The organism is Sulfuricurvum sp., assembly GCF_023229695.1.
Lineage (GTDB): Bacteria > Campylobacterota > Campylobacteria > Campylobacterales > Sulfurimonadaceae > Sulfuricurvum.
In genome coordinates this window covers 26,514-49,262 of sequence record NZ_JALNYS010000017.1, presented here as the reverse complement: position 1 = coordinate 49,262, position 22,749 = coordinate 26,514, and the positions used below count along the sequence as shown (strand labels likewise).

The window sequence follows — 22,749 nt, the reverse complement described above, 5'->3', positions numbered from 1 at the left end:
CGGTTCTCCTGCCAATAGTGTCGCTCTCCCTCACACGAGAGGGGAGGCAAAATCTTATGTGATGTTACGCACTTTCCGGGCAAAGCCCGTAAAGTGGCAGGGACGGCCCAGCCGGCACTGCGTGCATCGGCCGGGTTCCAAAACTAAAAAAGCCAAGCAGTTGGCTTTTTTGACGCTTTTCACCCCTGCACCCCCCTAAAGCTTCCCGTATCTTTCGGATACGGGAGATTACCAACCTTTTCGCACGTGTTTAGACAAGGTGCGTAAGATCAGATCTTATTTTAAAATAAAAAATAATATATATTATTCATATTAAGCTACTTAACAGAAATGTAACACTCTTTCTTCATAATCGCACCCTTTATTCTCTGTACTCTAAGGAATTACGATGACACACCGCTCTCTTCTCCTCGCCGCCTTATTGGCAACCACCTGCGCCGCGACCGAAAACCTCGGCATCATCGGTATCGATTCGACAACGATCGATGACCGTTTCCACCCTTCCAAAACCGAGAGCTCTTCGACGTCGACGGTCGACGGCAAAAAAGTGGATGCCGCCCACATCGAAAACCTCCAGCAGATTCTCCAAAGTATCCCGGGAATGACCACTGAGCTCCAATCGGGAGACAGCATCAAAATCCATATCCGAGGGGTTGAAAACCAGCGCTATATGGGGGAGAAACCGGGCGTTGCCGTCGTCATCGACGGAGTCCCCGTGTTTGAGCGGACCGGACGGGTCAATATCGACCTCGACAACATCGCCTCGATCAAAGTGATCAAAGGGGGAGCATCGTATCTCTTCGGTGACGATGCCCTCGCCGGCGCCGTCATCATCACGACCAAAAAAGGCTCCGCGAATTACTCCAATGTCGCCACCGAATTCGGCAGTTTCGGATATCAAAAACTCCTCGGGGAAACCTCCTTTTCCAACGATAAGCTCAACGGCCGCATTCAGGTCAGCGAACGCAAAAGCGACGGATACTGGCAGGATTCACAATACCTCACCCGATACGCCAACGGCAAACTCCAGTACTACATCGATGACACCAGCGATATCACCTTCGGTGCGGAGGCTTCCCACCGTGAAAAAGACTCCCACGGAACCGTCGAGGGGATGACACAGGCGCTGAATGACCCCAAAAGCGTCGCGGGGCGTGATTACGCGCGCAAATACGACGTCGATCTCCTCAAACTTTTCCTCACCTACAGCAAGGATTTCGGCAGCGGCTCCAATCTTCTCGTCAATCTCTACCAGTACGGTGACGATACCAAATTCGTCAGCTCTCCCCAAAAATACGACGGCTCCGGAGCGGCCGTAACCGATACCAACGCCTATACGACCCTCAATGACTACCATCAGGTACAACGGGGGCTTAAGGGCGAATACCGCAGCGAAGGGGAAAAGGTCGCCTATCTCCTCGGTGCGGAAGCCCGGAACAATGTCTATGAGAATAAACTCTCCTACCTCGTCGATTTCCGGACACGCCCGACCCCTCCGACCTATTCAGCCGGAACCGTCACCGGAGACAACAAAACATTCGAAAAGGTGTATGCCCCCTATCTGGAGGTGAAACTCCCCCTCGGCAGTGCAACAACCCTGACCCTCAACGGACGCTACGACACCATCCGCCTCGACTATAACGACAATCTCAGCACCCTTGCCCTCCAAAAAGATTTTAACGTCTACTCCCATCGCGTAGGGCTCACCCATACACTCAACGATGCGGCCACCCTGTTTCTTAGCCGCTCTACCGGATTCCGGGCCCCGTCGATCGATCAGCTCTTCAACGGGACGATTTCGCTGGATACCAAAACACAAAACAACCCCGATCTTAAACCCGAATACTCACTCAACTACGATCTGGGAATCCGGGGATCCGTTCCGGCACTCGACAACACCCTCAGCTACGAGGCGACCCTCTTTTGGCTGGAGCGCAAAGACTACATCATGTCCTCCATCGGCCAGTACACCGCCGCGACGACAACCAATCCGCAGCGCTACGAAAACATCGGCGGAATGCGGAGCAAGGGGGTGGAACTCTCCCTCAAAAGCGATTCTCGCAAAACCTTCTCGTTTGATATGGCCTATACCTATCTGGATGCCTCCTTCACCCAATACGACAACTTTTATCTCGGTCTGGGAAGCCCCTATCTCCCCACCTATACTCAGGTCCATTACAACCTGACCGGCAACTCCGTCCCGCGTTCCTCACCCCACGTCCTCAACCTCACCGGGAACTACAACGTCACCCCCTCCACCCTCCTCTCGGCGGAACTGACGGCGAAATCAGGCTATTACGCCGATGAACTGAACCGGTTGCCGATGCCCGGATACGAAGTAATCAATCTCCTCGCCCGCCATTCGGAAAAATGGGGGGGCTACTCGGTCGAAATGTTTGCCCGAATCGATAACCTTTTGAATAAATTTTATTTCAACACCGCGCGCGCCAGCAACGACCGCGATTACAACAAAGTGTTCAATCAAGAAGACCTCTCCCTGACCGTCAATCCCGGCCGTGTCTATACGGCAGGCTTGTCCGTCAAATTCTAGGGGGAGAGGATGAAAAAAATACTCACCCCCCTTCTCCTTACCCTCTCGCTCTACGGGGGACAACCCCTCCATTGGGCACCCCATCACTGCGATACCGGCAACCGTGCCGCATCCAAACACGGCGGCCACGGCGGTAGCGAAAAAACGATGTTTAGTCTCATGAACGGAGAAAAGGAGGGGGTAGCCCGACTGATTTTGCCCGATCTTTCGACCGAAGAGCTGAACATCAGCCACGCGATCGTAACCCTTCCCAAAACGCAGATGGGGGGATACGCCGCCTTGGTGGTCAATCAGCGCACAGGTACCGGAGTGAACAGCGCCATACGCTATCTCTCCTTGCACGGCCGTCCGGTCAAAATATCTCCTACGAAACTCACCTCCCTTCCAAAAGCCGTACTGGAGATCGTACCGGCCCCTCTGCACCGGGAGCACGACCGATATACCGGATCCAAAGAGTACCGTTTCCTGCTCACCTTTCAGGGAGAGCCGTTACCCCATACCCCCCTTATACTGGAGACGAACAATAAAACCTCTCAAACCTATACTTCCGATGAAAAAGGGGTCTTCGCGATTACCCTCCCCAACGATTTTAAAAATGTCAAGCCGGGGCGCAGCGAAAACAAACCCTCGGAATTTTTGCTCACCGCCACGTTAAAAGATAGCGGCCTCCACTACCAAAGTACCTTATCGATGCCCTACTACGCCAATCCCAACGATTATTGGCAATCCCAACAGATGGGGGCTATTGCTATTTTCTTCGGCTTTATCGGGGGGTTGCTGATCTACCGACGAACCACATCCAAAGGGGTAAAACGTGGATAAACTATTAACGATGAGCGCCCTGCGACGGGTGATTCAACTCACAGCATTTGTCTTTTTCGTCTACGGTGCGACGATATTCACCACCTTTTATACCGGGGACAAACTCACCCAGAACCTCCCCGCACTCTCGTGCGCCTACGATATGAAGGGGGGAGATTTTTGTACCCTGATCCCGTTGCAGCATCAGATGGATCACCGGGTATCGGGGCTCTTTACCCAAAACGCCAAACTGATGGAGGCCCTTCTCCCCACCCTCATTACGATCGGAACGGTTGCCGCGCTGATCCTTGTCCTAAATAAAGCATTTTGCGGATGGCTCTGCCCGCTCGGATTCTTCCAAGAGGTCATCACGATGATCGGTACCAAACTGGGGCTGACCCAAATCACCGCACTGGGGCGGGAGACGGTACTGAAAATCCGTCCGATCAAATGGTTTATCTTTCTCTTTTTGGTCCTTATTTTTCCGATTCTGACCGGGATCGGACTGCTAGGGCATGAATGGGGAGCTCCGTTTTGCGCGATCTGCCCCAGCCGTATCATGACGACACTCGCCACCGGCGACATGGCACAGGTCTATGTTTCCGAGGCGGGGTGGGGGTACTTCGCCCTCTCGTTGATCGCCGATCTCCTCTTTGGCCTCATGGTGGCCCTCGCCCTCTTTGTCCGCCAGCCCTTCTGCCGTATCTGCCCGATCCTCCCGATGCAGACCCTCTTTAAAAAAATCGGGCTTTTGCGCCTCGTCAAAAACGGCTCCTCCCATTGCGATGGCTGCGGACACTGCGTCAAAGCGTGCCCGATGGACATTTATGAAATCCAGGAGGTAGCGGCCAATCACGACATCACCCACAGCGACTGCACCCTCTGCGGACGCTGTATCGAGTTTTGTCCTCAAGACGGGGTGATGAACTTCAAATACGGCCCCCTCACCCTCCACTCCTCTTCGAAGCAAGGGTTCAAAAAACGGCTAAAGATCGACAAATGGTGGAAGGGGTAGAGAAGCCATCCGCATCTCTCAAATGCGGGAGATTACTACCTGATGTTACGCACTTTCCGGGCAAAGCCCGTAAAGTGGCAGGGACTAAAGTCCCTACAACCCCCTGAAGCTTCCCGCATCTCTCAAATGCGGGAGATTACTACCCTTTTCGCACCTATTAAGAGAAGGTGCGTAAGGTCAAATCCTAAAAATCAATAAAAAAACCATTCTCCTGCACTATCTTTTTCACCTTCGGGAGATTCTCTTTTTCAACCAATATCCGATACCCTTGTCCTTTAATACAATACTCTTGGAGCTTTTTATGATTCATGAAGAGCGCTAAAAGTTCATGGTTGTTTTCTAAATGGATGACGATCTGTTTGGGTTCTTTTTTGAGCAAACAGGCTCTTTTTTTAATTTCATCAAAAAAATCTTGAAACACCTTCGGCGGATTGGAGGCTATCTGATTGTAAAAGGTATCAATTTTGATCTCAAGCGATTTGTACGTGCTACACTCTTTGAAAATTTTGCTGTAGCTTAGGGCGTATCGTGTATCATCTATCTTTTCGGCGTAAGCGTCGAGCTTGGCAATCGTGACACTGTCGTCGGGATGGAGAGTAATGATCGGTTTATACTCATCCAGTTTGAGTTCCTTGATCTCTTTTTTTACCACGATAGGGGTGTAGATTTGTGCGAATCCAAAGACGTATCGTCCGAGATCGCTCAATCGGATATACTTCAAGCCATCCCATGCGGAGATGTACCTTTTCCCTTTTGCCTGTATCGCGCAAGCAGAGAGGGGATCATCGTATTTTAGCTCCAACAGCCCTAATGCCCCCAGATAGAAAAACATCGCTTTGAGTACCGGTTGAAAAAAAAGTTCATCATAAAAATCTTCACAGTCAACCATCGTTTTATCCCCAAATCCAAACAAATCAACGGGATCACACTCCAAGGTATAGGAGTCGGTTTTATAACTCGATTCAAGATGAAATTCAACTTTTCGGTAGGTGCAAAAGCTATCGATGTTTTCGAAACTTACCCAACCCTCTTTCGGCATTTGCTCAATCAACTCTTTGACAAGAAGAAAAAGGCTCCGTTCTGAGGTATCATGGTAGCTAAAACGGACCTTTTTGAGGTGGGAGGTAAAAATACGGGAGATAAAGAATGAGATGCGGTTATTCAATTGAAGATTCACAAATGTTTTCAATGATTCCAGCTCTCTGTTTTTAAACCCTTTTTGGATATAGATAAAGTGGTAAAAGCTGCGTGTGAGCATATCGTTAGCGTAGAGGTCCATCCCTTTTTCGGTAAAAAATTCATCGATACCGCCGGATTGTCGTAAAACGTTGAGCGTTTTAGCGGAAGGCTTTTCATTGGTATCGCTCACATCGACAAGGCGGTGCTGAATCATCTCGTCAAAAACGCTCATAAACCCTAAAATGCCGCTTTCATTGCTGTAGGTGTACTCTGTCTTTGCTATCTCCTGAGCAGGGATCAAAACATAATGATCCGGAAGAGGGAGAAAATATTTGAGCAGTTCGGCTAGGGTATCGTCAATCATCAGATGAGATACCGCACCGGTGTAGCCAAATTGCGTCGAATGGGTAATCAAAGAAAAAGGGCTGGGGAGCTGAACCTTATGGGTGCCGTAACTTTTGTCCGGAACTTGGGGTTTTAGGAGCGATTGAGGAAGTTTCGCGGCGCTTAATGCTTCGTACTCCCACACAAGATTCCGATAAAGTTCTACCGTTTCCGAAGTAGAAGAGAGTATCGATACAATTTTTTTTCTAAAAGCGTTGTCATTTAGTTTTTTTTCCATAAACTTCATCTGAAGATTAGGTGATGCTTGGGAAGATACAAGGGTATCCGGCAGTGAAAACCTCTCCTCAAATTCCAATAGTTCGAGAATGAAATTAAAAAAGTTTTGAAGGCTTTCTCCATAAAGATTCCGTAGAAGGGTCGATACGCGTTTGGCGTCGTACTCTATAAATTCCATCCATTACCCCAATAAAAATTCTAACTCTTGCGCGGTAATCTGCTTGAGCCCGCTCTCATCGCCGCTGATAATACGATCACTCAAATCCTGCTTCTGCCCTTGAAGTTCCAGAATCTTCTCCTCGATCGTCCCTTTGGTGATCATCTTGTAACTAAAAACCGTATTCTTCTGCCCCATCCGATGCGCTCGGTCAATCGCCTGATTTTCCGCCGCTTTGTTCCACCATGGATCAAAAATAAAGACATAATCGGCTTCGGTCAGATTGAGCCCAACCCCTCCCACTTTAAGCGTCATCAGGAAAAGGGAGATTTTTTTGTCGTTTTGAAACCGATCCACAAGCGCTTGACGATCTTTTGTACTTCCGGTCATTGTCAGATACTCATACCCCATCGAGTCGGCTTTTGCGGCGATGGCGTCGAGTGCCCCTAAATAGTTGGCAAAAATAAGGACTTTGTGCCGGTTGGCGACAATGTCTTCGAGAAGTTCAAACATCGAATCAATTTTAGAGGAGGGGATAGGGGTGTCGCTTTTGAGCTCCGGAACCGAAGCGATTTGACGAAGATCGTTAAAGGCTTGGAAGATAGCGAATTTGGAATTTTCAATCCCGCTTGAAGCAACTTGTTGCTCTAAAACTTTTTTATAATAGGAGCGCTTTTGATCGTAAAAGGCTTTATGCTTATCCTCCATATCGACGTAAATAACCTGTTCTTGCTTGGCCGGGAGCTCTTTGAGGACATCTTTTTTGAGACGTCTTAAGATAAATGGGGTGATTTTAGTTTTGAGTATTTGTGCAATCTCTTCATCCTCTTGCCCTTGTATAGGGGCAGCAAAATCATTTTTAAAATGGTTGATCGAGGAGAACATCCCGTTGTTGATAAATCGAAAAAGTGAATAGAGCTCAAAAAGGGAGTTTTCAATCGGGGTACCGCTGAGGGCAAATTTATGTTTTGCATTGAGCAGCATCATCGCTTTAGAGGCTTGCGATTCAATATTTTTGATGTTTTGAGATTCGTCAAGGATAATGGTATCAAACGCATACTCCTTGATCTGATCGATATCGTTACGGACAATGGCGTAGGTTGAGAGGATAATGTGATGGTTATCAAACTGCGCAATGTCGCGCGTCGTTCCGTAATAGAGATAAAAGCTAAGGTTTGGATTGAATTTAATCAGCTCGTTTTGCCAATTGGTAATCAAACTCTTGGGCATGACGATCAAAGAGGCCCGTGCGGCTTTTGGATAAATCATCGAAAGCAACCCAATCGCCTGAAGTGTTTTGCCAAGCCCCATATCATCGGCCAGACACCCTCCAAACTGATTGTCATACAGATATTTGAGCCATTGCATTCCGTATTTTTGATAATCGCGCAGGGTAGCATTATTGAGTTTAGGCAAACTTGTTTTAGAAGATTTCAGCGATTCGAAACCTTGATAGAACGCTTTGGATTGGTGAAATACTTTTTGCTCTTTTTGGGCGATCAGCTCTTCGATTTCCGGTAAATCGAAAAACGATATCTTGACGTTTTTCCCCTCTTTTTTAAAAATCCTCTCCAGCTTAGCCATGTAGGATTTATCGATAATCGATTTTTCACCATTGCTTAGGGGAATATAGGAGTGTTTTTTATAGAGATTAATCATATCGAAGAGATTGAACTCTTCCTCTTCGATCGTCACACGCACCTCATCGATGCCCAACAAATCGACTCTGTTTTTAAACGTCACGTTAAGGGTCGGCTTGCTTGCGTTATATTTATAGCTTTTAAGCTTATCACTGCCATACATTTCGCACGTACCGATGATGGTGTGTAAATGATGCAATATAAATTCGCCCGCTAACGCCTGATCGATCACAAAAAGGCCCTCATCCTCACTAAAACCAGCCTCTTTAACGGTTTTCTTAAGGGCGCTCAGCTGTTTATAAATGGCGGAATAGGTCTCAAATACATCACTGTAATCACATTCGTAGACGTTAATGCTTTTGTCAAACTCATGGATCAAAACAATTTTTGAGACCGTGAAGTCATTAAAAAATTCAGGGGTCAACCCGCCGATCATGGCCGATGTCCGAAGGATAAGTTCGTTGTCTGCACTCACTTTTTCGAAAATAACGGCCGGTTTGATCCGCTTTTTTTCCTCTTTCTCTTCTACGCTGTACCCGTTATAGTGTATGGATAGGTTCTCAAAATGGGTGAATACGATCGTCAGGAACTCTTCGAGTTTCTCTTTGTCGATAACGGTATGCAAGCTATTGAGTTTCGTATAGCTCTCTCCGACCGTACGAACCTGTTTTACCCGATTGCCGACTAAGACGTAGCTTGAGGTTAAAAAGGAAAAATCACTCTCCCCTTCCACAAAAGGGGCGATATAAAGCTTATCGTTTTCATCGATGGTTAAATCGACCGTTGCAATCCCGTCGTCAAAATAAATCTTTTCGTTTTGTGCGTATACGTTATCACTTAGATGAAATAACTCTAAAAGTTTCGGATGCTTGGAGAGATACATTTTCGACTCCGATTCACCCCAGCTAATGGTGAAAAAATCGTTTTCTCTGTGCTCTTCCAGCAGTTGCAGTATCTCTCTGTCCAAACCGTTATAAACACGATAGTCAACTCCGCTTAGCGGCTTGTTATTTTTATCGCAGACCTCGATGAAAGCACCGTTTTCATCAAAATCAATGACATAGCGAAACGAACTTTTCTCTTTAGCCCGCGTCAAAAAACTTTTTTGCTGTTTGAAAATATCCAACACGACTCAATTCCCTTTTCCATCCGATTCGAACCTATTTTTTTATGAATACCTGACCTTACGCACTTTTTTCAAAAGTGCAATTAGAGATCGGTTATCTCTCCCGCATCCGAAAGATGCGGGTAGCTTCAGGGGGTGGCAGGGACAGCTGTCCCTGCCACTTTACGGGCTTTGCCCGGAAAGTGCGTAACATCCGTGAATATTATAGCCCACTTTCCGAACCAAGAGCAGCGATCCCGGATTAAAATTCCAAAGAGCGTATCGTAAAAAGTCCGTTACCACTTCCCTTCCAGCGTGAAAAGAACGGAGGGGCGGGAACGCTCTTTGTCGACTTGCGTCACAAAAGCACCGCCCCCGTCGGAATAGCGGGAGGTCGTTTCCACAACGGCGTGCGTCATATTGTTAAGATTGATCCGGGCTTTGAAGGTCTGATTGATCCGCTTACTTGCGTACAGATCGAGTGTGCCGTATCCATTTCGCGTTTGGGCAACGCCGCTCTCATCCATCGGGTCCTCATAACCGCCGACATAACGGTAGGCTGCGCCGTAGGTGAATCCGTATCCTTTGGGGGTATGGTCCGCACCGATATTGCAGAGGACTCGACTGGTCTGTTTGATCGGCCGGGTATAGCCGCTGATGGTATTGGTCAGCGACGAATCTTGCACGGTGGCGTTTGCGAAGATTCCCAACCCCTCCAGATACGCACTCAGCGATTTTTTGAATTCCAGCTCCATACCCCACAAATCCCCCCGCCCGGAGTTGTAGGGACGCATAACGTAACGCCCCCCTTCCAACCGTGTCAGATTCTCGATTTTGTCATTGATCGTCCGGTAAAACCCGCTGACGCCGGCCACCCCTTTGTCTTCAAAAAAGTGTTCATAGCGCAACTCGTAGCTGAGCGCCTTCTCTTCCCGGAGATTCGGGTTCCCCGTCGTATCGGGGCGGTAGAGGTCGTTGTATTCGAGTGAACTTACGACCGAGGTCGTCATCTGGCTCAATCGCGGAAGGCGAACCGTTTTTGCGACGCTGGCACGGAGGGTGTCGTTTTGGCCGAACCGTTTGAGCAGATGGAGGGAGGGGGCGAAATAATCGATGTCCGATACGGTACCGAAATCGCGGCTGAAGGTTTCGTACCGTATCCCCGGGGTCACTACGACACTCTCGCCGACGTTGATCTCATCTTGCAAAAAAACCGCCCCCCGATCTTCGCGCATACGGACGTTGTCCGACGCAAAGGTGAGATCCGCCCCGTTCGCGCTGCGCCGGATCTCATCGCGCTGATTTGATCGGCGAAGATCGATACCGGTCTTGATGAAATGGTCGCCGACGAAACGCGAATAGTTGCTCTCCGCCCCGAGAATCCGCATAAATCCGTACTCACTCTGCCGACGCTCACTCCGCGTCGGCAGAGACTGGATCGATACGCTCTCCCCCTCATCGGTGAGCTGGTGGATTTTCAGTTTCCACTCCAGCAGTTCATCCCCCGATAGGCGGTGTTCCCCGCTGACCCCGGACCACAGCATAAGACTCTCCGAACGGTCCGATTTATCGATCTGCGTTGTGGGCATTTTGGAGCCGTCGGGATAGATTGTAGAGCCGCTCTCTTCGACAGTTCGGTTGAACGTAGCCGATTCGCTGTAGAGGTATTTCGTTTTGGACGAGGGGGTATAGACCAGTTTGGTCGCAAGGGAGAGGCTGCGGTTGCGCACGGTAATGTCGCGCTCTTCGCTAGTCTCCGTCGCCCCCCCCGTTTTGAGGGTGGATGCGCTATCATTTCGGGTGGTGTCCGAACCGTTCACGCTAAGGAGATAATTGAGCCTATCGATTTTCCCTTCCCGTTGTCCGAACACACTTCCGGTCGCCGATGTGCCGTAAACGCCTCCGGACCCTTTGAACTTTGTTTCCCCCTGCGATTTCGGTTTCTTCAAGACAATGTTGACGATCCCCCCCATCGATTCGGCCGTATGTTCGGCCGATCCGTTCGTCATGATCTCGATGTGCTCAATCATGTCCGGAGAGATCTGCTCCAGCGGACTCCCCCGATGGGCCGTGCTCGCCGAGGTCGCTTCCCCGTCTACCATGACGACGGTATACCCTTTTCCCGGCGCTCCTCGGTTGGCTTTTCCGTCCGGTATCGTCACCCCCGGCGTCCGTTTGAGGATTTCAAGCGCATTCAGATCGCCGTACTGCGTCAGTTCGGAAGCTTTGATAATCCGCTTGGCAATGGAGTTGTCCCGCCGTTCGTCCATGGCCGTATAGTCGTCGGCCACCTCGATTTTTTCCAGCGTCACCGTCTCCTGAGCATACCCGCACGAAACGGCGACACCCGAAGCCATTAGGGCAGCGATGATAGATTGAGGGATCCCGTTGATAGACCCCGCCGGTTTCATACCCATCGGATCAACCTAAATTTTTCTGTGCATCGATGTCCCACTGCGCCAGGAGACGTTCCATCCTGCGAAGCAGGATATTGTAGAATACGATGGCGGGGATCGCGACGACAAGCCCCATCGCCGTCGCTTTCAGGGCCAATGCCAGCCCCGTCATGATCTTTTTCGAATCAACCGCACCGACGTCCCCGAGGCTATAAAACGTGATCATAATCCCAAGGACCGTCCCCAAAAGACCGACATACGGCGCATTCGAACCGATCGTTGCAATCGTACTGACATTGTTTCCCAGGTCCAGTTCGAGTTCCTCTTTAGTTGCATACATTTCGATCCGAATCCCGCCATACGTCATTATCCGTTCAACAAAAAGCCACAAGGAGACAACACTCATCAGTACTAAAATTCCGATAATCCCATAATCAATCCCGCTATGGGCAAATTCCAACCAACCGCTATTTTCCATCTGTTTTTCCTTTTTACTGATGTTATGCACTAAAACGAATACATCCGTTTTAGTGGCAAGGACTAAACTCCTTTGCAATCCCCAAAACAAGCGAAGCGCGCCCGAAGGGATGTTTCCTGAAACGCTACCCGTATCTTTCGGATACGGGAGATTAACTCCCCTTTGGTCAGTTTGCCGATTCGCTCAAAAATGCATCGCATGCCAAAACCGCCGCACCGTACGACGTCGTGATCTGCGGATATTCCGGGACAAAAATTTTATGCCCCAGTTCGTTTTCGATGGCATTTACCAATCCGTCGTTCAGCGCCGGGCCTCCGTCGAAATAGATGGTCTCTTTGACCCCGACCCGCTTCACCAGCTTCACAATCCGTTTGGCAATCGAATAGTGGACCCCCGAGACGATATCTTCCACGTTGTGCCCATTCCCTAAAAGCCCTATAATCTCCGATTCGGCAAATACGGCGCACGTACTGCTGATCGAGAGGGGTGTACCCACCGATTTAAAGTGGTAATCACTCAGCTCATCCACCCCGATTTCCAGATTCATCGCGACGACATCGAGAAACTTTCCCGTCCCTGCCGCGCAACGGTCATTCATCGCAAAATTGACGACATTCCCCTCGCCGTCGAGTGAAATCGCCTTGCTGTCTTGTCCCCCGATGTTGATGATCGTTTTGATCTCTCCGTACTCTTTCGCGGCTTGTTGCGCACCGATGGCGTTGGCGGTGATCTCGCTGATATTCTCATCCGCCTCTTTAAAAAGCTTACGCCCGTACCCGGTAGCTACCGTATAAACGACCTCTTTTTCATCGATCCCCAGCTCGCGCAACAACTCCGAGAGAGCTTCTTGAGCGTATTTGTAGAACATACTCCCGCTCGCGCTGATCTTATACCCGACCAAATTTTTAGTCTCATCCGCCACACTGATTTTGATCGCGGTAGAGCCGATATCAATCCCTACAAAATAGTTCATTTCTTCTTTCTCTTTCGATTTTTTAAGGACTCGACAAACGCCTCAACCCGCGTCGTGAGCTGCCCGTGCTGTGAGGGGCTGTAATCGCTCTCGATATAGAGGATCGGAATCCCTTCACGCTCCATTGCCGCAAGAACGCTGCGCTGTTCCATCTCATACACCTGACACCCCGCAAACGCCTGATAGATCACCCCATCGCCGCTGTAACTTCGCACCAATTGGATGATTCGCCGTATTCGGTCGTCGTTTTGGGTGAATATCGGGCACGTACACCCTTTGAGGTATTTGTCCGATACCGAATCGATCATGTCGTAGAGATTCCACTCATCCACCGCCGCCATGTCGTTGAACATACGGTTCGAACTGCACGTCTCATCGGCGACGATGATCGCATCGCTCTGTTCGATGATAAGGGGGATTTTATAGTTCGGGAAAATCGGCGGTGAACCGGTATAGATGATACGTGGACTCGCTTTTCCTGCCACATTAACACCGTCGTTTGCACGTCGTTCCAATTCTGAAACCAGTTTTTCGACCGCACCGATCCACTCATCGATTCGATCAAAGAAAAACGCATTGGTGACCAAAAACATATCGACTCCCAAAATCGGAACCGCTTTGTTTTTCCGAAATTCGGTGAGCTTGTGGTAGAGCGATTGCACGTACCCCACCTTTTTGATCGCCCTCTCCAGATTGGACCTTGTCAGCTTTTTCCCCTGAAATTTGGAGAGCTTCACGGCGAAACTTTTGACACTCTCGCGCCAGTAATGACGACTCTCTTCACTCTCTTTGGTTCTGGGGAATCCGACGTCGATCACGGTATGTCCGAAACTCTCGATGATGGCTCCCGCTTTGGTTTTTTGATCGCATGTCGTCGGAGAAAAAGTGATGTCGGGCTTATCGAAAAAATTGTCCGAAGCGAACCACCCCACCGTCGCTTTGACCAGCGGACACGATTTTTGAGGTAACAGATCGCTTCCGATCTCATCGTCCGTGGAAAACCCGTTGCACAGCCGGATCGGTACGGCGTCCAGTGCATAGATGATTTCCGAGGGGATTTGAATGCACATCGTCCCGATTTTCGCTTTTCCCTCATGGAGCGGTTCGTGATGGCAATAGACTTTTTCGAACCGATCGTAAAAATAACCCATACTCTGGATCGGGAATTTAAAATCCTCTTTGAGAGCATTGAGGACGCTGATCGCCTCCATCGCCTTGTGACGATTCTGTCGCTGATGCGGCGTTTCTATCGTATGTTCAGTTTCCATGTTTCTCCCCTCTCTGATCCATCGCCATCCGCAGGAGAAACCCCTCTTTGGTCGATTCGAAAATGGTTTTTCCCATAAAAGCGGCTTCCAGACACCCCTCTTCGGGACACGCCGCGACGCATTTGAGACAGAGGGTACAATCTTCCGTCACCAAATTTTTGCTCGTGACGTCATCGGCGATCTCTAAGATATCCATATCGCACGCCCGGTAACAGTCGCCGCAGCGGGTGCATTTGCTACCCTCTTTGTTGAGTTTCAGCAAAGCCGGTTTGGAAAAGATATACTGCAACGCCGCCATCGGGCAAAAATAGCAAAAAAACCGTTTTTTGATAAACGATCCGACCAAAAACAGCCCGGAGACGATCATCCCCAGCGTCGTCATTACGATGTCCGTTTTCGAGGAGAAGTCAATGTAAAACTGGTTGAAATCTCCGGTAAACGCCGGGATCATCATCCGTCCCGGGCAGATGTCGCAAAAGGGCATCGACAGCCCGTTAGGGAGTTTGGGAAGGCCGAAAACGGAGTTGGCGATCATCACCGGCAGCAGCAGTAAAAGGATCAAAAGGATATATTTGACACTTTTAATCTTCTCGCGGTTCGCCCACGAATACTCACTGTACCCGATTTTCATTTTTCCCCGGAGCATACTCAGCCAGTCTTGCATCGTCCCCAGAGGGCACACAAATCCGCACCACCCTTTATTGAGGACCCAGAACCACACGATAAACATCCCCAGAGAAATCAAAAAGGCGTATCCGGCATACCCCGCAAACGTCTCCAGAGGATGTTTAAGGTCGTGCTGAAGCATTCCGACATAACATTTTCCCCCGGTCCCTTCCGAATTGTAGACGCAGGCAAATGTCGGAAGCTTGTTCCCCAGATCCAACCCGGCATAACCGCCGTACACGATCAGGAGAAACGCGACGATTTGAAACCAGAACCGAAACCGCACCAAATTCATATTATTGACGGCACGGCGCAAAGAAAATTTATTCTTCATCAAAATAGATCTCCTTGGGTGTTTTACGCTTGCGTCGTCGGTGATAGTAAAGTCCCAGTGAAAAAACCAGCATAACACCGACCGCCGTTGCGAACCCCAGTGTTTTCGATTCGTATTCGAGCGGCGACGCCCCAAACGACAGCGGCATACTCATCACATAATGGACGCCATGGTAAGCTTCCCCGCCGTATACCCCCGATTCGTTAAGATCGTAGGCCGCTTCCACGACCATTTTTTCGGAATGTTTTTTCTCTTTTTCAGATTTTGGGTAGGTGATTCTGGGTATTTCAAAAGAGACGGTCCCATCCTCAGAGGGTGCGATCCGGTTCGTCCATCCGGTTTCCATCTGAACGCTCAACGGGACGTTTTTCAGCAGTTCCCCCCGATAATAGAGCTTAAACGGTACGATATCCCCCGAATAGAGGCAGCAATTGATATGGTGTCGCTTGATCGGACGCTGCAAGATTAGATCAAAAGGCAATGGGGCAAAAGGCTCTCTCCCATACTGCGAATCGTGTGTTTTTCCGCGCACCTCTTTGAGAAGGGAGTCGACGATCTCCCCCTCCTTGTTATAGATCCGCAGAGTGGAGAGGGTGACCTCAAGTATCCCCTCATGTACCTCTTTGTGTTCAAAAAAGAGTTGATAACTCCCTTTGTACTTCGGGGTGAACGAGACTTCTCCGTTCGTCACCTTCTGTTGCGTAATCGTATTGTCCGTCTCCCGGATATAAACGACGCCATTGCGTACATCACGGACAATCGTATTCTCCTGCACCGTCCCCTTTCGTATCGTAACCGTTTTTGCCCCCGATTCCGGTTCGCCCCCTTTGCAGCACCCTTTTTTCTTGGACTCCTCCAGCCATAGGGAGGTATCGGCAAACGACGGAACCGTTAGGGAGACCATCGCTACCGTCACCGTTATTGTAAAGAGACCGCTTTTCAAAAGTGCGCGGCACACGGTTAAAACGTCGCCCGTAAGCTACCGAATACGACTCTGCCGGGTGAGACGTAATACTCCGTAAAACTTCGGTCAAAAAGATCATCGACCGAAAAGGACGCTTCCACATTTTTGTTCAATTTTTTCGAGAGTTTCACATCAAACAGCGTGTAACTTTTGTATTCGGCGGTATTGGCGTCATTGCTGTAGCGATCGCCGATATAGCGGGCGGAAATCTTGGTATCGACAAAATCCGGATTCGTGTACATCAGACTAAGAGCCCCCTTGTGCTTGGGAACTTCGATCAGATATTTCCCTTCAAGGGCCCTATTTTCTTTGTACTCTTTAATCTTCGATTGATTGTACGTATAATTTGCGGATACCCGAAGGCGGTCGTTAATCGGATAGGAGGCGTCCACTTCCACCCCCTGTATTTTCACTTTTCCGACATTACTCTTCGTTTGTGCCGCCGTATAGCCGCCGCCGGGCGGGGTCGTAATGTAGTAAAAGAAATCTTTTGCATCATTTTGGTACGCCGTGAGACTCACTTTCCCGTCCTTAAAAACCGTTTGGTCTACCCCGATCTCATAAGAGATAATACTTTCGGGTTTCAGGTCGGGATTGCCGTACCAAATTCTCGATCCCGATACAAACGTATTGTACAGATCGGACAACGTCGGTGCTCTATAGGCACTCCCCGCAGAAGCCCTCACGGATGTCGTATCACTCAGATGATGTACTATCCCGATTTTTGGACTGAACCCGTTGGTCGACGTGGCAGCGTAATAGGTATCGGTCGTGGAGAGAGAACTATCGTATCCGTGCCCGTCGTAGTTGGTCCAGGAGTCATATCGGCCGCCAAGATTAATGATCCAGTTTTGATCCAGAAAAATCTCATCCTGCACAAAAAGCCCTATGTATTTTTGTTTCCCCCGGATTTTAATATCTTTTCCGCTTCCGTCAATATAGTGGTTAAACCGATCGATACTCCCCTGCCGTACATCGACCCCCGCGACAAACGTACTGGTTCCGAATAGGGTATGGTTGGTCAGAGGAAGTGTTGTTTGTATCGTCCCGCCACGGTCTTTATTGGTATTGGAACTCTCATATTGAACCGCCGTTTTGGCCGTATCGGCTGAATCGTAATCGCTGTACTCCTCTTTAATAAACGCCTTGACCATCACTTCGACTTCGTTCTCAAACGTTTTCGTGTACCCCGCCGTATAGGTTTTTTGTTCCTGATAAAACGGGTTGAAATCGGCAATCGGCAACGTCCCCGTGGTTTGGTTGTCATAATACGAACCGGATACAAAAAGCGAGGATGTGTCATCCAGATCGTACGTCAATTTTCCGTTAAAATTGTTTCGCTTCGTCCCCTTATCACGCGTGTAGGATTTAGTATTGGCGGGAGTCTCCGGATTATACCCGTCACTGGTTGTTCTATCTCCTGCGAACAGATATCCTACTTTTCCCGCTTTCCCGATCGTTGAGAGCGAAGCGATTTTTGTGTTCATACTTCCATAACTGAGGGAAACATCTGTTTTCGCTTTATCCGTCGGTTTTTTCGTAATGATGTTGATAACACCCCCCATAGCCCCGGAGCCATAGAGCGCCGATGTCGCCCCTTTTACAATCTCAATCCTTTGTATCATCGAGATAGGTATTCGATTCCATTCAAGATCACCGCCGTAGAGATCGTTCATCGGGACCCCGTCGATGAGCAATAAAACACGCCCCTCGGTCGTCCCCCCAAGCCCCCTCATCACCACTTTATTCGACGTGCCGCTCGTCACCGCCCCCATACTGTGTTTCAGATCCAATCCGGAGACCTCTTTTAATAATTCGTCCGCACTTTGTGCGACGGAATTTTTAATCTCCTCTTCCGTGATCACGTCGATACTTGCCGGAACATCAACCACTTTGCGTTCGGTCCGCGTCGCCGTCACCGACACGTCCCCCAAATCGACGACGGTGTCACCATAAACACTACCGCACATGGCAATAGCAGCAAAAGATAATTGAATTACCTTCATTTTTTCTCCTTATGAAAAAATCATGTCCATTATTTCAAAGGAGTGTTACATTAGTGTTAATTGAATAAAATGAATTAACACTAATGTAACAATTTTATTTCATACTTCTATCTATAATTTTATTAGACAGCTGGTTTCACAATGGAGTTTCTCCCTCTTCTATCCTTATTCGTTGTAGCCCTCTCCTACGGAGCCACCGCGTGCATGCTCTCCTGCATGCCGCTACTCTCTCCGATTCTGCTGGCCAACAGTTCGACGCGGCAGGAGAGTCTGGCCCTTTTGCTTCCGATCACTGCCGGACGGATCACCGGGTACACGCTGTTGTCACTGGTCGCTTATATCGGCTCCGCCTTGATTCAATCTCTCCTCAAAGACAGCGTCTTGATGGGGTATCTCCTCGGAAGCGTCACCCTCATTCTGGCCCTCCGGCTCTGGAGCGCTCAGCGCACCGCCAACGGCTGCTGCACCACCTCATCACGTCCAAAAGTACAGGGAAACATCGCCCTCTTTGCGACGGGGCTCCTCCTCTCCCTGTCCCTTTGCGCTCCCGTCATGACCATGATGGCACTGAGCGCGGCCACCCCCTCACTCGGATGGGCCCTCCTTTATGGCCTCGTATTCGGTCTGGGGGCAACACTGCTGTGGTTTCTCTTTTTCTCCGTCGTCATGACGGCCATACTCAAAGAGAGCCTTCTTCACCTCCAACGCTACCGCCGTATCTTGGAACGGCTTGCCCCGATTGTATTGGGAGCCGTCGGAGTTGCAATTTTTAACGGATGGATACACCTATGAATACCCGAACCAAAGCCTTTACCCTCTCCCTCTCCTTGCATACTCTGATGGCGATCCTGGCCATGGGGATCGTCACCCAGACCCGACCCCTACACGAACCGATCGCCATCCCGCTGAAAACGATGAACCTCGTATCGCTGAGCAACCCCTCCGCCGAAATCGCCCCCGCCCCCAAGCAGATATCAAAACCGGCCATCCTACCGCCCCAGCCCCGCATCGCTCCGCTCACCCCCGTAGTGCAGCCGGATCGTGCTTTGCGCAAGGAGGCCCCGGTTTCAGCACCCCTTACCCAAATTGTTCCGACCACAGCCCCATCGGTTCCTACGGCAGCACCCTCCACGCAAGCCGTAGAAGCACATCCGGTTGTGTCCAAAAGCGTCTCCCCTCCCGTGAGTGAATCGGCCCCCGCCCCGACGGTCGAGAAAAAAGCCAAACCTGACGTGAACACGGCGAAAAAAAGCTTTTTTGCCGCATTGCGGGGTAAAATCCAACATCAGCTCCGCTATCCCGCCGCCGCACGACGCCGGGGGATGGAGGGGGACGTCACTATCCGCTTCGTCCTCGAAAACAGCGGAACCATTCACGATATCGACATCCGTCAGGGGGAAGCAATTTTTCATGAAGCGGCAAAAACGGCCGTGGCCTCCGCTTCGGGGATCGCCATCCCCGAGGTACTGTCCGAAACCCTTCCGACACAGATCGATCTGGTTTTGGAGTTTCGGCTAAACTAATCTGCAAAGAAAATCGCAATGCCGCCCCTCCGCCTTAAAGAACCGCTCATCCAGACGTGGTATAATTCGCGTCACTATTTGACTACAAGGCATCGCTTATGGGACAAACTATTACTGAAAAAATATTCTCCGAACACGTTGGAAAACCCGTTTATGCCGGCGAAATCGTCCGCTCATCCATTGACATGGTTATCGGTAACGACATTACCACCCCGATCTCGATCAAAGCGTTCGAAGACTCCGGCGCAACCAAACTGGCCAATCCGGACGGCTTCTCAATCGTCCTCGATCACTTCATCCCGGCCAAAGATATCGCATCGGCAAACCAAGCCCGTATCAGCCGCGATTTCGCCAAAAAGCACGCGATGAAAAACTTTTTCGACGAAAAAGAGATGGGGATTGAACACGCCTTGCTTCCCGAAAAAGGGTTGGTTGTTCCGGGCGACGTCATCATCGGTGCCGATTCGCATACCTGTACCCACGGTGCATTGGGAGCATTCTCTACAGGGATGGGTTCGACCGATCTGGCGTTTGCAATGATCACCGGAGGCAACTGGTTCAAAGTTCCCGAGAGTATCAAAGTCGTTCTGAGCGGCAAACCGGGCACCTACACGACAGGTAAAGATATTATCTTGGAAATTATCCGCATGATCGGCGTCGACGGCGCCCTCTACCGCACCCTCGAATTTACCGGAAGCACGATCCCCTACCTCAGCATGGATGACCGTTTCAGTATGTGCAACATGGCGATCGAAGCGGGTGCCAAAAGCGGGATCGTCGCATACGATGAGATCACCGCCGAATTCCTCGCCGATAAGCCTTTGGCACGTGAACCGAAAATCCACACCTCAGATGAGGATGCGACCTACGTTCAGATCCTTGAGATCGACGTGGCTGCCCTTGAGCCGGTTATCGCCTATCCGTTCTTGCCGTCCAACGGCCACAGCATTACTCAAGCAGTCAGTGACAACATCAAAATCGATCAGGCATTTATCGGAAGCTGCACCAACGGCCGCCTCAGCGACCTTAAAATCGCCGCTGAAATCCTCAAAGGCAAACGGGTCCATCCGGATGTGCGCCTCATCGTCACCCCGGGAACCCAGCGGATCGTTCGCGAAGCGACAAAACTCGGCTACATCGACATCATCATCGATGCGGGCGGTGTTGTCTCTAACCCGACGTGCGGTGCATGTTTGGGTGGATATATGGGGATTTTAGGGGATAATGAAGTCGCCGTCGCTACCACAAACCGCAACTTCGTCGGACGGATGGGTTCACGCAGTTCAAAAGTCTATTTGGCAAACTCTGCCGTAGCAGCTGCTTCAGCGATCACGGGATATATTACTGATCCTGCAACTATAAGCTAAGAGATTTCTCTTAGCACTACTTCTCCAATAGAAAAAGTTATTATAAAAAGTATAACCTGAACGCTTTTGTTATATATATTTATGAACAATACCCCTAAGACAGTTTTTCACCATTCCCATAAACTTGAATCACTGAGTAACTGATGTTACGCACTGGATTTGTTTTCCGTCATCCTCGGGCTTGACCCGGGGATCCATCCCCATAAGAGAGCTGGATTCCCGATCAGGTCGGGAATGACGGAGCCAAAGGCAACTTTGAATGGCTTAAATCAATAATGTGCGTAAGGTCAGTGAGTAATTTTTCGATTCTACTAGTGAATCATAGAATACAGTGTAAAATTTGTCTTTACTGAACTGCCCTAAAGTCATATCAAAATCAGCTAGTTCATGATTTGTATATACATCATAAATTTCGCTAAAATCTATAAACTTTTAACATTGGAGCTCATGTGAAACTTTTGAATGAAATTATTGAAGCATTAAGTTCACAGGATTCTTTACCGCAAAGAAACAATACATTAAATATGATGAGAAAATATAGTGAGTCAAGATGATATCCTAGCATTAAGTAACGAAGAGTTTAGCCGTATTTATCTTGAAAGACTATCCAAGCTTAGAAAAGAGATATCAAGTATAGAGGCATACCAAAAAAAGAAAGCCAAACCCCTATCTAATAACCAAAAAGCGATCTATAAAATGATCTCAGGATCAGCCCAGTCTGCTATCATCACTGTAAATGATATTAGCATTATATTTCATATAGGGAATCGAAAATTTGGATTAAAACATATCTTGATGAGACACTATTGTGATGATTGCGATGGCAAAGTGTCAGCGATGGATATTATAAGTATTGAGCGATTTTTAAAAAAGAATCTCACATTTAGTGAAAATCAAAATAAGTATGGATATATCTATGATAAACATGTAGACGGAAATGTAGAAAAATACAAGCTATTGCTTTTCAAAGATGTAAACCATGATAATGTATTGAGTGTGTATAAAATAGAAGCTGAATCGGGAACAGGGGCAAACTCTCCGGTAGATAAATCTACGGAAACCTCTATGGGTGAACTTATCCTTTCAGAAAAGTAGAGCTTGGGATCCCGGTCCCATTTAATTCAGGACCAATTATATATAAAAATATTTTACAAGTCAATAGATAAAATTCGCTTCTTCGTCGGCGTATACGGACCGTAAAATTTATACGGGTTAGGCGTTAAATATTAACTTTCATCCTTCCTAGCATTTTGAGGATAAATTCCGCTTTTGCGCGGATGGAATCAGCTGACACGTTTTAAATCTTTCAAAATATATTTTTGACCTATCTCATTTAAAGAGGTGAGGGAGATTAAATCGACGGGGAGAGAAATCTCTTTTTCGATTTCACGCTTGATCTCCATGATTTTGCTAAAGGAACCGAAACCACCGTTACGTTCGGCGAATTCGGCAGGATTGGGGATTTCATAGAGCAAATCCAAATCGCTCTTGTCCGTCTCTTCACCTCGCGCATAACTGCCGCTGACTCCGATAATAACAAACCCTTCTGCACCAAAACGCGATTGCAGCTGCCGGAGTTTTGATTCTAAATCAGCGGTCATTTTTTCCCCATTTTATGTTGCATTGTTGGGTAATTATAACACAAGAGAAAGCTTAACGATACTTCTCTTCGATCCCGATCAGGGTTCAATAAACTTCTGCCCCT

The 22,749-nt window shown here is 48.9% G+C and carries 17 protein-coding genes; 7 read left to right on the top strand and 10 right to left on the bottom strand.

Annotation, left to right across the window (positions count from 1 at the left end):
• The first annotated feature begins 388 nt into the window (after positions 1-388).
• The 3 genes from M0P91_RS12225 to M0P91_RS12215 are packed head-to-tail and all read left to right on the top strand — an operon-like array spanning position 389 to position 4,367.
• A complete protein-coding gene (locus M0P91_RS12225; protein ID WP_295067816.1) occupies positions 389-2,551 on the top strand; it encodes a TonB-dependent receptor in 2,163 nt (720 codons plus the stop codon).
• A 9-nt stretch (positions 2,552-2,560) separates the two neighbouring features.
• Positions 2,561-3,373: a hypothetical protein gene (locus M0P91_RS12220; RefSeq protein ID WP_295067813.1), complete on the top strand. Its 813-nt coding sequence runs from the start codon at positions 2,561-2,563 to the stop codon at positions 3,371-3,373.
• Positions 3,366-4,367: a 4Fe-4S binding protein gene (locus M0P91_RS12215; RefSeq protein WP_295067810.1), complete on the top strand. Its 1,002-nt coding sequence runs from the start codon at positions 3,366-3,368 to the stop codon at positions 4,365-4,367. Before M0P91_RS12220 ends, M0P91_RS12215 begins: the two co-directional genes overlap by 8 nt.
• Before the next feature lie 184 nt (positions 4,368-4,551).
• Here the strand turns inward: M0P91_RS12215 and M0P91_RS12210 are convergent, their stop codons facing one another.
• The 9 genes from M0P91_RS12210 to M0P91_RS12170 all read right to left on the bottom strand — a co-directional run bounded on the left by M0P91_RS12210 (position 4,552) and on the right by M0P91_RS12170 (position 18,154).
• Entirely contained in the window at positions 4,552-6,345 is a 1,794-nt protein-coding gene (locus M0P91_RS12210; protein WP_295067808.1) for a hypothetical protein, read from the bottom strand.
• A gap of 3 nt (positions 6,346-6,348) precedes the next feature.
• Positions 6,349-9,093 (bottom strand): DEAD/DEAH box helicase, encoded by a 2,745-nt coding sequence (locus M0P91_RS12205; RefSeq protein ID WP_295067805.1) that lies wholly within the window; start codon positions 9,091-9,093, stop codon positions 6,349-6,351.
• Positions 9,094-9,365: 272 nt separating this feature from the next.
• Positions 9,366-11,486 carry a TonB-dependent receptor gene (locus M0P91_RS12200; protein ID WP_295067802.1) on the bottom strand — a complete coding sequence of 707 codons (2,121 nt, stop codon included), beginning with the start codon at positions 11,484-11,486 and terminating at the stop codon, positions 9,366-9,368.
• Positions 11,487-11,490: 4 nt separating this feature from the next.
• Positions 11,491-11,943 (bottom strand): TonB-system energizer ExbB, encoded by a 453-nt coding sequence (gene exbB / locus M0P91_RS12195; RefSeq protein WP_295067799.1) that lies wholly within the window; start codon positions 11,941-11,943, stop codon positions 11,491-11,493.
• A gap of 166 nt (positions 11,944-12,109) precedes the next feature.
• A complete protein-coding gene (locus tag M0P91_RS12190) occupies positions 12,110-12,916 on the bottom strand; it encodes an acyl-CoA dehydratase activase (protein WP_295067797.1) in 807 nt (268 codons plus the stop codon).
• Positions 12,913-14,184, bottom strand: a complete 1,272-nt coding sequence (locus M0P91_RS12185) for a 2-hydroxyacyl-CoA dehydratase family protein (protein ID WP_295067794.1) — start codon at positions 14,182-14,184, stop codon at positions 12,913-12,915. The genes M0P91_RS12190 and M0P91_RS12185 overlap by 4 nt, the downstream gene beginning before the upstream one ends.
• Entirely contained in the window at positions 14,174-15,184 is a 1,011-nt protein-coding gene (locus tag M0P91_RS12180) for a 4Fe-4S binding protein (RefSeq protein WP_295067792.1), read from the bottom strand. Before M0P91_RS12180 ends, M0P91_RS12185 begins: the two co-directional genes overlap by 11 nt.
• Positions 15,174-16,142, bottom strand: a complete 969-nt coding sequence (locus M0P91_RS12175; RefSeq protein ID WP_295067789.1) for a hypothetical protein — start codon at positions 16,140-16,142, stop codon at positions 15,174-15,176. The genes M0P91_RS12180 and M0P91_RS12175 overlap by 11 nt, the downstream gene beginning before the upstream one ends.
• A gap of 2 nt (positions 16,143-16,144) precedes the next feature.
• Complete coding sequence (locus M0P91_RS12170; protein ID WP_295067788.1) at positions 16,145-18,154, bottom strand: TonB-dependent receptor; 2,010 nt, start codon at positions 18,152-18,154, stop codon at positions 16,145-16,147.
• A gap of 141 nt (positions 18,155-18,295) precedes the next feature.
• Between M0P91_RS12170 and M0P91_RS12165 the strand changes: the two genes are divergently transcribed.
• The 4 genes from M0P91_RS12165 (at position 18,296) to M0P91_RS12150 (ending at position 22,139) form a co-directional block, all read left to right on the top strand.
• On the top strand, positions 18,296-18,946 hold the full coding sequence (locus M0P91_RS12165) for a sulfite exporter TauE/SafE family protein (RefSeq protein WP_295067785.1): 651 nt from the start codon (positions 18,296-18,298) through the stop codon (positions 18,944-18,946).
• Positions 18,943-19,677: a TonB family protein gene (locus M0P91_RS12160; RefSeq protein ID WP_295067782.1), complete on the top strand. Its 735-nt coding sequence runs from the start codon at positions 18,943-18,945 to the stop codon at positions 19,675-19,677. The genes M0P91_RS12165 and M0P91_RS12160 overlap by 4 nt, the downstream gene beginning before the upstream one ends.
• Before the next feature lie 98 nt (positions 19,678-19,775).
• Entirely contained in the window at positions 19,776-21,044 is a 1,269-nt protein-coding gene (locus tag M0P91_RS12155) for a 3-isopropylmalate dehydratase large subunit (protein ID WP_295067779.1), read from the top strand.
• Positions 21,045-21,584: 540 nt separating this feature from the next.
• Entirely contained in the window at positions 21,585-22,139 is a 555-nt protein-coding gene (locus M0P91_RS12150) for a hypothetical protein (RefSeq protein WP_295067776.1), read from the top strand.
• Positions 22,140-22,327: 188 nt separating this feature from the next.
• On the opposite strand, the gene M0P91_RS12145 is transcribed toward M0P91_RS12150, so the two are convergent.
• Positions 22,328-22,645 (bottom strand): nucleotidyltransferase domain-containing protein, encoded by a 318-nt coding sequence (locus M0P91_RS12145; protein ID WP_295067773.1) that lies wholly within the window; start codon positions 22,643-22,645, stop codon positions 22,328-22,330.
• Between the last annotated feature and the right edge of the window lie 104 nt (positions 22,646-22,749).